Origin of the sequence: Dyadobacter endophyticus (genome assembly GCF_014641595.1) — a bacterium.
Lineage (GTDB): Bacteria > Bacteroidota > Bacteroidia > Cytophagales > Spirosomataceae > Dyadobacter > Dyadobacter endophyticus.
Map to the genome: position 1 here is coordinate 211,608 of NZ_BMIA01000007.1, position 14,505 is coordinate 226,112.

Sequence of the window (14,505 nt, forward strand, 5' to 3'; positions counted from 1 at the left end):
AGCCTTTCGCTAATGAATATTCAAATGCATTATTCGATCACATCGAAACCGCAGTATGGCACCAATACGGCCGGTACTTTCACGGTTCCGTCGGGTTGTTGGTTGTTTTCCAGCAATGCAGCTACGATACGCGGTAATGCCAATGCAGAGCCATTCAGCGTGTGGAGCAGCTGCGTTTTCTTATCAGCGTTTTTGTAGCGTAGTTTCAAACGGTTGGCCTGATAAGTCTCAAAGTTTGAAACAGAACTGCATTCCAGCCAGCGCTGCTGCCCGGCCGACCATACTTCGAAATCGTAAGTCAATGCGGATGTGAAACCCATATCACCGCCACACAGGCGCAGAATCCGGTAAGGCAATTCCAGTTTTTCCAAAAGGCTTTTTACATGCGCTACCATTTCATCGAGCGCCTTGTAGGAATCCTCCGGCTTGTTGATCTGCACGATTTCAACTTTGTCGAACTGGTGTAAACGGTTCAGCCCGCGTACGTGTGCGCCCCAGCTGCCCGCCTCCCTGCGAAAGCACGGCGTGAATGCGGCATTCTTCACGGGCAATTCACTTTCGGCAACGATTACGTCGCGATAGAGGTTGGTAACAGGCACTTCGGCGGTCGGAATGAGGTAAAGATCATCCTGCGCGTCGTGGTACATCTGGCCTTCCTTATCGGGCAATTGTCCTGTCGCAAAACCTGAATCCGCATTCACTACAATCGGAGGCTGCACTTCGGTATACCCTGCATTGCCTGCCTCGTTGAGGAAAAATGCGATCATAGCGCGCTGCAAACGAGCTGCTTTGCCTTTGTAGACCGGGAAGCCCGCGCCGGTGATCTTGTTACCGAGTTCAAAATCGATGATCGGGGCCTGGCTACCACCCAGCTTTTTAATCAGGTCCCAATGCGGCAACGCGCCTTCGTGCAATTGGGGTTTGGTGCCGGCTTCGAGGACGGTCACATTGTCGTCGGCGGTGCGGCCTTCGGGAACGCTCTCGTGCGGGAGATTTGGCAACTTCACCAGCTCTTGCAGCAACGTCTCTTCGAATGCCTTATGCTCTTCTTCCAATGCTTTGGAACGCTCTTTCAATGCAGCAGTATCGGCCTTGGCAGCTTCCGCCTCGGCTTTCTGGCCCGCCTTCATCAATGCGCCGATTTCCTTGGCTTTGTTGTTGGACGCGGCCAGCACATCGTCCAGATCCTGCTGGATCTGCCGACGTTTCCCATCCAGCTCGATAATTCGGTCTACCGCTTGCTCCGCATCTTTGAAATGCTTTTTGGTCAATCCCGCGATAGTCAGTTCACGGTTTTCGCGGATAAAATTCGTTTGTAACATAATGCTTTGTTATCAGGGAGCAGTGAAAATGTCTTTCATCGCATCCTCATAAAAGAAAAGACGCTCGTTGAGTACGTTCAATGCCTCCGATTTATATTTCGAATGGATCAGCAACGAAAGGTTGTGCTCGGAAGCACCGTACGAAATCATTCGTATCGGAATGTTTTTCATCGCATCCAGTACTTTCAAGGCGATCCCTTCTTTGTCGGCGCTGAAATTACCAACGATACAGATAATGTTCTGATCGCGGTCATGCTCCTCCAAATCAGCGAATTCACGCAATTCTGCGCTGATCTGTTCCAGGTTTTCGGAGTTATCGATCGTTACCGACACCGATACTTCGGACGTCGTGATCATGTCCACGGGCGTTTTATATTTCTCGAAAATCTCAAACACCCTGCGAAGGAAGCCGTAAGCATTCAGCATACGGGTCGAGTGAATGTAGATCGCCGTGATATTGTCTTTCGCGGCAATGGCCTTGATGTCGCGGTCGGAACTCTGGGTCGCGATGAGCGTTCCGGGAGCTTCCGGTTGCATGGTGTTTTTCAAACGAACCGGTACACCGCGCAATTTGGCCGGGGTGATGGTGCTGGGGTGCAAAATTTTCGCCCCGAAATATGCCAATTCAGCCGCCTCTTCGAACGTCAGCTCGCGAATCGGGAAGGTACGTTTCACAATGCGCGGGTCGTTGTTGTGCATTCCGTCGATGTCTGTCCAGATCTGGATTTCGTCCGCACGGATCGCACCGCCGATCAGTGACGCAGTATAGTCGGAGCCACCTCTTTTCAGGTTATCCACTTCCTCGCGCGGGTTGCGGCAAATGAAGCCCTGGGTTACGATCGTCTGCTTGTCGGTATACTGGTTCAGAATGGTTACCAGTTTTTCCTCGATAGCAGCCAGTTCCGGCTCGCCATCGGCATCGATGCGCATGAAATCCAATGCGGGCAGCAATACCGAGCTCTCGCCTTTTTCTTCCAAATACGCCTGGAACATTTTGGTACTTAATATTTCACCTTCCGCAACGAGCTCTTTCTCCTGCTTAATGGTGAATGGCTTCACGCTTACCACGGATTTGATAAACCCAAATTCCGAATCTACGATCTGCTGACCAGCCGCAAGCCCCTCGGGTGTTGAGTACAATTCCTTGATAAACAGATCATAATGGTTTTTCAACTCTTCAATCAGGGCCGCAGCCTTGGCATCGTCATACGATTTGGCTGCTTCTCCGATAGCGATCAGCGCATTGGTAGAACCCGACAAAGCCGACAATACCACAATTTTACGATTAGGATCATTGTTGAGGAGTTCGCGGATTGAGTGCATACGCTCAGGCTTCCCTACCGAAGTACCGCCAAATTTCCAGACTTGCATAGTTAATTATGAATGATTGAATGATTGAATGACCGAATGGTTTAGTGTGTGAATGAGTGAATGAGTGAATATAACTGATAATGAAAATCAAACTGCGACTTTCGCTGCCGGACGGGAGCCCGCCCTATTCACTCATTCAGTCATTCAAATTATTTCTTTGAGCCCGATCATCTTGATCGCCGTCATCGCGGCTTCGTCGCCTTTGTTGCCGTGTACGCCACCTGATCGTTCCAGCGCCTGTTCCATGTTGTTGGGAGTGAGTACGCCGAAAATTACCGGTTTGTCGTATTTCAGGCTAACACTCGTGATGCCTTGTGCTACTGCGTGGTTGATGTAATCGTTATGCTTGGTTTCGCCCTGGATTACCACGCCCAATGCGATTACCGCGTCAATATCGGCGCGCTGGGCGAACCATTGCGAGCCCACGGTCAGCTCGAAGCTTCCCGGTACATTACCTCTGACGATATTCGCCGGAAGCGCCCCATAGGTGACCAGGGTTTGATAAGCTCCTTCAAAGAGCTTTTCGGTCACTTCGCTGTTCCATTCGGCTACGACGATCGCGAATTTTTTACTGCTGATATCCGGAAGTCCTTCCGTTGTGAATACGCTTAGGTTTTTATCGGCGCTTGACATTGATTTTCAATCGGTTTATTTAAAAACAGGTATTATTTAAATTCCGGATTAAATGAATAAAAAAAGGATAAAACCGTCGTCGGCTTTATCCTTTTTCAGAAACAGAATGGTTAACCATTATTTGCCGACCTGTCCCTCTAATAATCCCATATATTTCTTGGCATTCACCACTTCCGAGGAAAGTGGGAATTCGTCAACAACACGTTTATACGTAGCAACCGCGTCAGCCGGCTGGTTAGCCTTCTCCTGCGCGAGCGCCAATTTCATCAGATAAACGGGTGTAAAATATTCGTTTTTCTCATAATCGGCAGCTTTCTGATAATATGAGATGGCTTCGGCAGCCTGATTTTTTTCCAAATAAGCGTCACCGATCAATGACTGGGCACGTGCGTGGATCAACAGATCGGAAGAGCTGAATGATTGCAGACGGCTAATCGCTTCATCGTATTTGCCTTGTTTCAGCAAAGCAACACCTGCGTAGAAGCTCGCGAGGTTGCTTGCATCGGTTCCTTTGTAATTGTCGGCGATAGACAAAAGGCCTTCGTTACCACCGGCACCATTCAATGCTTTTTGCAATGAATCGGCTTCAAAATCGTAAACGACACTGGCAAGTGCATTCTGGGCAGTACCTTCCTGACCATCTATATAAAAACGGTAACCCGCGAAACCAGCAATAGCAACCACAACCGCCACACCGATTCCAAGAACAACCTTACGGTTTTTAAGAAAAAAAACCTCAGCTTTATTGATCTGACCCGCTAATGCCTCCGGAGATTCGATGATTTCAATCCCGGGTTCGCCCGGATTTTTCTTGCTCATATCAATTAATTCGATTTTGGAGTGCAAAGTTATGAAAAACTTATTAAGTCAAAACAAGTTAGGTCACAATTCTTTGTGTTATATATTTCCCGCCAACCATTAGTTAACGAAAGGCTTACGGTGACAAATGCATTTCAAACTGTTTGATTTGTGCGTCAGTGCATTAACGAAATCCCCGCAAACAAAAACTGCGCGGCAACCAGAGTCACCGCGCAGCATTATGCATTACTATAATATATTAGTACAATGGATATTGTGCCATCCATTCGTTTACTTCTGTTTTCACAGCTGCGATTTTCGCGTCGTTGTCGTTGTTGATCAGAACGGTATCCACCAGGTCAACGATACGCTCCATATCAGCCTCTACCAATCCACGGGTTGTCATCGCGGCAGTACCTACACGCATACCCGAGGTTACCATCGGCGATTTGTCGTCGAAAGGCACCATGTTTTTGTTGATGGTAATGTCTGCTTTGATCAATGTATTCTCCGCCAGTTTACCAGTCAGACCCGATTCTACACCATTTTTAGTGCGCAGGTCGATCAGCATCAGGTGGTTGTCGGTACCGCCCGAGATAATGCGGTAACCTTTGTCCACGAATGCCTTAGCCATTGCCTGGGCATTTTTCGCAACCTGGGTAGCGTAGTTGTAATATCCTTCGCTCAATGCTTCGCCGAATGCAACGGCTTTGGCAGCGATAATGTGCTCCAAAGGTCCGCCTTGTGTACCCGGGAATACGCCTGAGTCGAGCAATGAAGACATGGTACGCAGCTGCCCTTTCGGGGTTTTAATACCGTACGGGTTTTCGAAATCGTTGCGCATCATGATCACACCGCCGCGTGGGCCGCGAAGTGTTTTGTGCGTTGTAGTAGTAACAATGTGGCAGTGATCGAACGGATCTTTCAGAAGACCTTTTGCGATCAAACCGGCGGGGTGGGAAATATCGGCCATCAGCAATGCACCGATTTTGTCGGCCACTGCGCGCAGGCGTTCGTAATCCCAGTCACGGCTATACGCGGATGCGCCGCAGATCAAAAGCTTCGGACGCTCTTTCAATGCAGTTTCCTCTACTTTATCCCAGTCGATCAGACCAGTTTCTGCCTCAACACCATAAAATACAGGTTGGAAATATTTACCCGAAATGTTCACGGGCGAACCGTGTGTAAGGTGACCTCCGTGTGCGAGGTTGAAACCCATGATCTTGTCGCCGGGGTTCAAACAAGCAAGGAAAACTGCTGTATTGGCTTGTGCTCCCGAATGTGGCTGTACGTTAGCCCAGGTAGCACCGAAAAGTTCTTTCAAACGGTCGATCGCGATCTGCTCAATTTCGTCAACGACCTCGCAGCCGCCATAGTAACGCTTGCCTGGCAGACCTTCTGCGTATTTGTTGGTCAACACACTGCCTGACGCCTCCATCACCTGGCGTGACGTGAAGTTTTCAGATGCGATCAGTTCGATACCAGACTCCTGGCGATGTTTTTCTCTGTTGATCAGATCAAAAATGGCGGTGTCGCGTTCAACGCTGGTGAGTGTAGACATGGGATTTGTCAGAAAAAATGGTGTGATACTCTTGGAATAAGCCGCAAAAATACAAGCAATTATTTTGGAATAAAATACTAACACTTACTTTATATTTAAAGTGCGAACCGGCCGATAAGCTGATTCCGGTGAAATAGTCCGCAGTACGGCGACAGGCGTAATTTTAAGTGTAACTTATTTCTTAAATTATTTTAAGAATATTTGTTTTCCGTTGTACTTTTGTGGTCAAATCGTTCGTGCGTGATCGAACACATGAGTAACTTGCAGTATATATTCCAGTCTATTCACGAACCTCTTACATAATTTAACATTTAGTTATGAGCCAACAAACGGTAAGTCCACAAACAATCCTGATGCAAGCTTCCAACAATGGAAAAGGCACTTCCGGCACCATAGGGCAACCCATTACCTATGAAAAAATCCCGACGCAGATTTTTGCCGATTCCAAAGAGGCGTCCTATGCGGTTGCGAAAGAGATTTCGGACCTGATCCGTCAGAAACAAAAGGAAGGAAAGCCTTGCGTTCTGGGACTTGCTACCGGTTCTTCGCCAAAGACGGTTTACGCGATCCTCGTGCGTATGCACCGTGAAGAAGGTTTGAGCTTCAAGAATGTGATTTCTTTTAACCTGGACGAGTACTATCAGATGGAACCGGATTCCATTTACAGCTACCACCGGTTCATGAAGGAACAGCTATTCAATCACGTCGACATTCCGAAAGAAAACTATTTCCTTCCGGATGGAACAGTACCAGCTGCCATGCTGCGTGATTACTGCACATCTTATGAGAATAAAATCAATGCGGTAGGAGGACTGGATTTCCAGTTGCTCGGTATCGGGGGCAATGGACACATCGGTTTCAACGAACCGGGTTCGTTGATCAACTCGCATACACGCCTCATCACGCTCGACCACTCAACGCGCGCCGCAGCAAGCATGGAATTCGGTGGCTTGCATAATGTACCTCGCAAAGCGATCACGCTCGGTGTTGCGCCAATTTTGAATGCACGCCGCGTCGTTCTGCTGGCCTGGGGTGAAAGAAAAGCTTCGGTGATCAAAAGTGCCGTGGAAGGCCCTGTGACCGAGCTTAACCCTGCTTCTTACCTGCAAGCGCACGCCGACGTTTCTTTTGTGGTGGACGAAAGCGCGGCTTCCGAGCTGACCCGCATCAAAACGCCTTGGGCTGTTGATTCGGTGATCTGGGACAATAAAATGATCAAGAAAGCGGTGACCCATTTGTCGCAAACCTTGAAAAAACCGATCCTGAAACTGACCGACAAGGATTACAACGACAATGGTATGAGCGATTTGCTGGCACAATACGGTGCTGGTTACGAAATCAATATCAATGTATTCAACCAATTACAGCATACCATTACCGGATGGCCGGGCGGGAAACCCAATGCAGACGATACGCACCGTCCGGAGCGCGCTCAGCCTGCTAAAAAACGCGTACTGATTTTCAGCCCGCACCCGGATGACGACATTATCTCGATGGGCGGCACGTTCCAGCGCCTCGTCGACCAGGGACACGAAGTACACGTTGCTTACCAGACTTCCGGCAACATCGCCGTAGCCGATGACGAAGCGTTGCGCTTCATCGATTTTGTAGTGGATTTCAACAACGGCTTCGGAATCGACAGCCCGAATGCGAGCAAATTGTTCCAGGACGCCAAAGACTTTTTGAGACATACCAAAAACAGCGAGATCGATACGCCCGAGGTTCGTAAAGTGAAAGGTCTGGTTCGTCGTGGTGAGGCAAAGGCAACCTGCCGTTTTGTAGGTATCCCAACCAGCCAGGCGCATTTCCTCGATATGCCTTTTTACGAAACCGGTACTGTTCAGAAAAAGCCGATCGGTGAAGAGGATATCAAAATCATCGAAAACCTGATAGAGGAAGTTAAGCCACACCAGATCTACGCAGCCGGCGACTTCGCCGATCCGCACGGAACGCACAAAGTGTGCTGGGACGCTATCGAAGCCGCATTGCAGCGTTCGAAACATAAGAATTTTATGAAAGACTGCTGGGTGTGGCTCTACCGCGGCGCATGGGCTGAATGGGATATTTATGAAATTGAAATGGCCGTTCCGATGAGCCCTGACCAGGTGCTGAAAAAACGCCAGGGAATATTCAAGCACCAGTCGCAGAAAGACGGTGTGGTATTCCAGGGAGAAGATTCACGCGAGTTCTGGCAACGTGCCGAAGAGCGCAACCGCGGAACCGCGCAATTGTACGATTCACTCGGCCTCGCCGAATACGAAGCAATGGAAGCTTTCGTACGCTGGAAGTTCTAAGTAATAACCATAAATAAAAAGAGCCCGGAAAAATCCGGGCTCTTTTTATTTATATCTACCTGATATGCTGATTAAATGCGCGGTTCTGGTGTTACAATTCCATGTCAACCCACATCCTGTGTGCCATTTTTTCAACCATATTCATTACGCCTTGTATGGCGCCAAAAATGATACAAAGAGGCAGAATGACCGGTAAAAAGATAAGCCATTGCAATGCCATGGTAAAGTTAAATCTCTTGATAATTGGCGTTTTCATAACAGGATCAGGTGCTTAAACAACATAGGTTAGTATCCCAAGTTATACAATTAATTAATAGTCAACAACTTTTTACAGCACTAACGCTCACACTTTCTGTAAAATTTGAATTATTAATGTAATTATTTCAATTGGGATTCTTGAAAAAGCAATTAGATCCGATTTGTTACCCACCGATATTCGCCGGGCAGTAAAAAAAATTTTTGTTTATTTGTTATAGTAAAGTTAACTGCCACTTCCGACATGCCTTCATCCGACATCATTCAACTATTACCCGATTCCATAGCCAACCAGATCGCCGCGGGAGAGGTCGTTCAGCGACCCGCTTCGGTGGTAAAGGAGCTGATGGAAAATGCGATTGATGCGAAGGCAACCCAGGTGCAAGTGATACTCCGCGAGGCCGGCCGGACGCTGATCCAGGTGATCGACAATGGCACCGGAATGTCGGAAACCGATGCCCGCATGAGTTTCGAAAGGCATGCTACTTCGAAGATCAGGCAGTCGGAGGATTTATTCAGGATCAGGACAATGGGCTTTCGCGGCGAGGCGCTGGCATCGATCGCAGCGGTGGCGCAGGTGGAAATGCGTACGCGGCAGGAGTCCGACGAACTGGGCACACTGATCCGCATCGACGGCTCGGAAATCAAAGCGCAGGAGGCAATAGCTTGTCCGAAAGGCACCAACTTTTCGATACGGAACCTGTTTTTCAACGTACCTGCCCGCCGGAATTTTCTAAAATCCAATTCGGTTGAAATGCGTCACGTACTCGACGAATTTCAGCGCGTAGCATTAGCCAACCCGGAGGTTGCATTCACGCTTCATCATAACGATACGGAGGTTTTCAACCTTCAATCGGTGAAGCTGGTGAAAAGGATTATCGATATTTACGGCAAAAGCTACCGCGAGCAGCTCGCCTATTGCCAGGAAGACACTTCCTATATCAACGTCCGGGGGTACATTGGCAAGCCCGAATTTGCCCGTAAAACGCGCGGTGAGCAATTCTTTTTCGTGAACGACCGCTTCATCAAGCATAATTACATGCACCATGCGGTGATCAGCGCTTTCGACGGCACCATACCCGAAGGTAGTCACCCGTTTTATGTTTTGTTTATTGACATCGACCCCTCACATATCGATATCAATATTCACCCCACTAAAACGGAGATCAAATTCGACGATGAGCGGTCGGTGTACGCGATCATCATGGCAGCGGTGAAAAAGGCAGTAGGTGTTTATAATCTCTCGCAATCCATCGATTTTGAGGAAAATATTAATTTCCTCAATCCCTCACCTTCAGAACCTAATAACAATCTCATACCGCGTACGGTTATGCCCGATTGGGCCGCACAGCCGCGCAAGAGCGAGAGCAGTGCATCCAAATCGAACCTGACCAATTGGAGCAAGCTGTTCGAAGGACTGCAAAATACCGACGACCGGCACCGGGAGTTGGCTGCATTCGAGATGGGTACAACAGCCGCTTCGCGACCCGTATACCAGGAGCAGGCTAAGACTGTGGCCAGCAAGGTGAACCGGATGGCGTCGGAGGTAATTGCCGCGCCGGAGGCGGATGCGTTGCTATTCCAGCTCCATAACCGCTACATATTGTCGCAGGTGAAAGACGGGATTATGCTCATCGACCAGAAATCGGCCTACGAACGCATTCTCTACGAACGGTATCGTAAAATGCTTATCAACCGCAATGGCGCATGCCAGCAGCTGCTTTTTCCGAAAACTATCCGACTGACACACTCGGATATGCAGCTTGTGCATGAAACAAAAAAGGAAATCCGCAGCCTGGGCTTTGAGTTCGATGAATTTGGGGCAAATGAGCTGATCATCCGCGGCATTCCGGCCGACTTACCGGAAGAAAGTGAGCAGGATTTGTTCGAAGAGCTGATCGAGCAACTTAAACAGAGTTATTCCGATCTTAAACTGAATAAGCCGGAGAGTCTGTCGAGATCGCTGGCAAAACGATTTTCGGTACGTTATGCGGTCAAGCTTTCGTACGTTGAAATACACACATTGCTCAACCAGCTGTTCTCGTCGTCCGACCCTAACCGGACGCCCGGTGGTGAACCGATTATCGTTCTGCTGACGATGGATAAGCTGGCCAACATATTCCGGGGTTGAGAAACAAAAACCGGATTTGTGAAGTTTATTGAAGATAAATCTTTGAATTTGAATTAAATATGTTAGCCATAACCCCTACGGTAAGGAATTTATTAATTCTGAATATCCTATTCTACTTTATAGATTCTTCTGTTTTTAGCCTGAAAGGCGAGTTTGCACTCATGCCGGTAATGTCGCCGGAGTTCCACATTTTCCAGTTTGTCACCTACATGTTTCTGCATGGCGGCATTGGCCACCTGTTCAGCAACATGTTCGGTTTGATCATGTTCGGGCCGTTACTGGAAAGGATCTGGGGGCCGAAGCGGTTTCTGATCTTTTATTTTGTAACCGGTATAGGTGCAGGGCTATTGTTTTCAGGCATAGGCCTTTACGAGAACTGGCAAGTCGCTAATGCCGTTGAGTTATTTACGCAAAGCCCAACGCCCGATGGCCTCGCCGACTTCCTGAGCAAGCACGCCGAAGCCCTCTATGAACCGAACCTCGACTTTTTGAATTCTTTCGAAGGAAATCCAACCAATTCCGTGTATATTCAACAGAGTATTAAGCTGGTACAAGGTTTTTATGCCTGGTCGATCAGCATACCGATGGTTGGGGCCTCGGGAGCAATTTTCGGGATCCTGATGGCGTTTGGTCTATTGTTTCCAAATACGGAGCTTTTTCTCCTGTTTGTACCATTCCCTATAAAAGCAAAGTATTTCGTTGCTTTTTATGGGCTTTTTGAATTGTATTCAGGAATACAAAATGCTCAATCTGATAATGTTGCCCACTTCGCGCACATTGGAGGAATGCTATTTGCATATATATTGTTGCGCTACTGGGGTACGCAAAAATCAAATTTCTATTGAAGATGAGCAATATTGTTGACGACGTTAAACGGGAATTCGCGAAATCCGAGAATGCACTGGTAAAGATTATCCTGGTAAATACAGCAGTTTTCCTGATCCTGCTGCTCATGAAGATTGTGCTTACCCTCTCTCAGTCTTCGAACGTATACGCATTGGTGATCAATATGTTACAGCTTCCGGCCGCTACGGGAGAATTCATCTACAAGCCCTGGACGCTCATCACGTACTTCTTCACACACGACGATATATTTCACATTCTCTTCAATATGCTCTTTCTCTATTGGTTTGGGAAGCTGGTGGATGAGTATCTTGGTGCCAAAAGGGTTATAGCGTTATATATGCTTGGCGGAATCGCCGGTGGCCTGATTTACATCGTTTTATATAATCTGCTCCCTTATTTTCAGGCGCATATCGAAGGTTCCAGGATGCTTGGCGCATCGGCCGCGGCATTTGCAGTGGCAGTAGGAGCTTCCACATTGCTGCCCAACTATACATTCAACCTGATTTTTTTGGGTCCTGTACGTATCAAATTCATCGCGTTGTTCTACATCATTCTGTCGCTCGCACAGACTGTGGGACCTAATGCCGGGGGAAACCTGGCACATTTAGGCGGTGCTTTCACAGGTTATATATTCATCAAACTGCTGCAAAACGGGACAGATCTGGGTAAACCGATCTACGGACTGCTGGCTGTATGGTCGCGCATTTTCCGGAAACGGCCATCGATGCAGGTAACTTACCGGGAACGGCAGGTATACCGCAGCACCAGTGTATATTCGTCATCATCATCCGGCACCATCGAAATGCCGGATCAAATGGAAATCGATTCGATCCTGGATAAGATCTCGAAATCGGGCTATGAAAGCCTGACGAGGGAAGAAAAGCAAAAGTTGTTCAAGGCGAGCCAGCAAAAATAATAGTCAGACTTAATGCGTATTTGCTTAATTTTGTGACTATTTAATAAAGCGGACAGCTAGTAAATTTGTTTCAATAGCCCTACGGTATGCTTATAACGCCAGGAAAATTATTAGCAACAATTAATTCTCCCGAAGATCTCCGAAAACTGGACAGTTCTCAGCTTCCGCAGGTTTGCAACGAGTTAAGGCAATTTATCATCGATAACGTGTCGGTTTACGGCGGACACTTCGGCGCTAGCCTTGGTGTGGTCGAATTAAGCGTCGCACTGCACTACGTATTCAATACGCCCGACGACCAGCTCGTATGGGATGTGGGACACCAGGCTTACGGCCATAAGATACTTACTGGTCGGCGCGATGAATTTCATTCCAACCGCGTTTACGGCGGGCTTTCCGGTTTTCCAAAAAGAAAAGAAAGCATTTACGATGCATTTGGCGTAGGACACTCGTCTACATCCATTTCGTCGGCGCTAGGTATGGCGGTAGCATCTGCATTGGAAAAAAACTTCGAACGCCAGCATATCGCTATCATTGGCGACGGGGCTATGACAGCCGGACTAGCCTTCGAAGGCATGAACCACGCAGGCGCTACGGATTCCAATTTGCTGATTATCCTCAATGACAACTGCATGGCCATCGACCCGAACGTCGGTGCGCTGAAAGAATATCTGACCGACATTACCACTTCGCAGACTTACAACAAGTTTAAAGACGAAGTCTGGAATCTGCTCGGTAAAATGAGCAACTTCGGCAAGAGTGCACAGGAAATTGTTTCCAAAGTCGAAACGGCGATGAAAACTGCAATCCTTCGTCAGAGCAACCTGTTCGAATCGCTTGGATTACGCTACTTCGGTCCTATTGATGGAAACGATATCAGCCATCTGACAGAAGTACTGAAGGATCTTAAAAACATTCCTGGCCCCAAGCTGCTTCATTGCCTCACCGTGAAAGGAAAAGGTTACGGACCGGCTGAAAAGGACCAGACGAAATGGCACGCTCCCGGTGTTTTCGACAAGATCACGGGGGAGATCAAGAAAAAAGTCTACAACACGCCTCAGGCGCCAAAATATCAGGATGTATTCGGTCATACCATAGTGGAACTGGCCAAAGAAAACCCAAAAATAGTCGGTATCACACCTGCGATGCCATCCGGCTCCTCTTTGAACATCATGATGGAGACTATTCCTGAAAGGGCATTTGACGTCGGCATTGCCGAGCAGCATGCCGTTACCTTTTCGGCGGGAATGGCAACGCGTGGCGATATCGTCTTCTGTAATATCTATTCCACATTCATGCAGCGCGCCTATGATCAGGTTGTGCATGACGTATGTATCCAGGAATTACCGGTTATTTTCTGTCTCGACAGGGCAGGGTTGGTGGGAGCCGATGGGCCGACGCACCATGGCGTATATGACATCGCCTTCATGCGTTGTATTCCAAATATGGTTGTCGCATCGCCTATGAACGAGCAGGAACTCCGGAATATGATGTTCACCGCGCAGCTGGAATCTTTTCAGTCAGGCAAAAATGCATTCACGATCCGTTATCCGAGGGGTAATGGCGTCATGCCGGATTGGAAGACACCTTTTGAAGAAATTCAGATTGGTAAGGGAAGGAAAATTAAAGACGGTACCGGTCTTGCAATCCTGTCTTTTGGCCCGCTGGGTAATTTCGCCTTGCAGGCTTGTGAAGAGCTGGAAAAACATGGTATTGATGCCGGCCTTTTCGATATGCGCTTTGCAAAGCCTTTGGATGAGGCCATGCTGCACGAAATCTTCTTGTCCTATGAGAGAGTCATGACATTGGAAGATGGCTGCTTACAAGGCGGATTTGGGAGTGCTGTGTTGGAATTTATGATCGACAACGGATATACCAATCAGGTTAAACGCCTCGGAATTCCGGATTCGATCGTTGAACACGGCGAACCTTCTGAGCTTTACAAGGAATGCGGGATCGATACTACAGGTATTGTTTCTGCTTCCCTTGAATTCGTCACGCGACAGTCTAAAACAGTCTTAGCAATCCATTAAAAAGATAAGTATCCAATTCAAGCCGGTCATTAGATCGGCTTTTTTTATGCATGGATTGAACCGACATTTCTTTCGTTTACGTACTTCTTTTACGTTTGGACGACCTTTTCCTTCGGAATGGCGTAGAAAGTCGCTCAGAAGTAAAAATAAGCTGCGGGATAGTGCAGGTCCGCTTCTCTGAAGAATATTGAGAGTCTTGGTAGGATCTGTAAGCCGCGAAATACTCTTACGCATCTTACTAACTTGGTAACGAAGGTTTATATAGCTATAAACGCAAAAAGCCACCCATTACTGAGTGGCTTTTGTGTGTATTAATAATTGTGGCGGCTACCTACTTTACCAGGTTTG

General features: G+C 47.9%; 10 protein-coding genes. 5 read left to right on the plus strand and 5 right to left on the minus strand.

The window, feature by feature from the left end; all coding sequences use genetic code 11:
- Positions 1–29 precede the first annotated feature (29 nt).
- The 5 genes from serS to glyA all read right to left on the minus strand — a co-directional run bounded on the left by serS (position 30) and on the right by glyA (position 5,685).
- Positions 30–1,322 carry a serine--tRNA ligase gene (gene serS, locus IEY24_RS31245; RefSeq protein WP_188939221.1) on the minus strand — a complete coding sequence of 431 codons (1,293 nt, stop codon included), beginning with the start codon at positions 1,320–1,322 and terminating at the stop codon, positions 30–32.
- A 12-nt stretch (positions 1,323–1,334) separates the two neighbouring features.
- Positions 1,335–2,693, minus strand: a complete 1,359-nt coding sequence (locus IEY24_RS31250; RefSeq protein ID WP_188939222.1) for an aspartate kinase — start codon at positions 2,691–2,693, stop codon at positions 1,335–1,337.
- A gap of 144 nt (positions 2,694–2,837) precedes the next feature.
- Complete coding sequence (gene ribH / locus IEY24_RS31255) at positions 2,838–3,326, minus strand: 6,7-dimethyl-8-ribityllumazine synthase (protein ID WP_188939223.1); 489 nt, start codon at positions 3,324–3,326, stop codon at positions 2,838–2,840.
- Between the two features lie 117 nt (positions 3,327–3,443).
- On the minus strand, positions 3,444–4,145 hold the full coding sequence (locus tag IEY24_RS31260; protein ID WP_188939224.1) for a tetratricopeptide repeat protein: 702 nt from the start codon (positions 4,143–4,145) through the stop codon (positions 3,444–3,446).
- 238 nt (positions 4,146–4,383) lie between these two features.
- Positions 4,384–5,685 (minus strand): serine hydroxymethyltransferase, encoded by a 1,302-nt coding sequence (glyA, locus tag IEY24_RS31265; protein ID WP_188939225.1) that lies wholly within the window; start codon positions 5,683–5,685, stop codon positions 4,384–4,386.
- Between the two features lie 353 nt (positions 5,686–6,038).
- Between glyA and nagB the strand changes: the two genes are divergently transcribed.
- The 5 genes from nagB (at position 6,039) to dxs (ending at position 14,157) form a co-directional block, all read left to right on the plus strand.
- Positions 6,039–7,979 carry a glucosamine-6-phosphate deaminase gene (gene nagB, locus IEY24_RS31270; RefSeq protein WP_188939235.1) on the plus strand — a complete coding sequence of 647 codons (1,941 nt, stop codon included), beginning with the start codon at positions 6,039–6,041 and terminating at the stop codon, positions 7,977–7,979.
- A gap of 499 nt (positions 7,980–8,478) precedes the next feature.
- Entirely contained in the window at positions 8,479–10,365 is a 1,887-nt protein-coding gene (gene mutL, locus IEY24_RS31275; RefSeq protein ID WP_188939226.1) for a DNA mismatch repair endonuclease MutL, read from the plus strand.
- Between the two features lie 59 nt (positions 10,366–10,424).
- Positions 10,425–11,210, plus strand: coding sequence for a rhomboid family intramembrane serine protease (locus IEY24_RS31280; protein ID WP_188939227.1), 786 nt, complete (start codon positions 10,425–10,427; stop codon positions 11,208–11,210).
- A gap of 2 nt (positions 11,211–11,212) precedes the next feature.
- Entirely contained in the window at positions 11,213–12,127 is a 915-nt protein-coding gene (locus IEY24_RS31285; RefSeq protein ID WP_188939228.1) for a rhomboid family intramembrane serine protease, read from the plus strand.
- Between the two features lie 86 nt (positions 12,128–12,213).
- Positions 12,214–14,157 (plus strand): 1-deoxy-D-xylulose-5-phosphate synthase, encoded by a 1,944-nt coding sequence (dxs, locus tag IEY24_RS31290; protein ID WP_188939229.1) that lies wholly within the window; start codon positions 12,214–12,216, stop codon positions 14,155–14,157.
- Positions 14,158–14,505 lie beyond the last annotated feature (348 nt).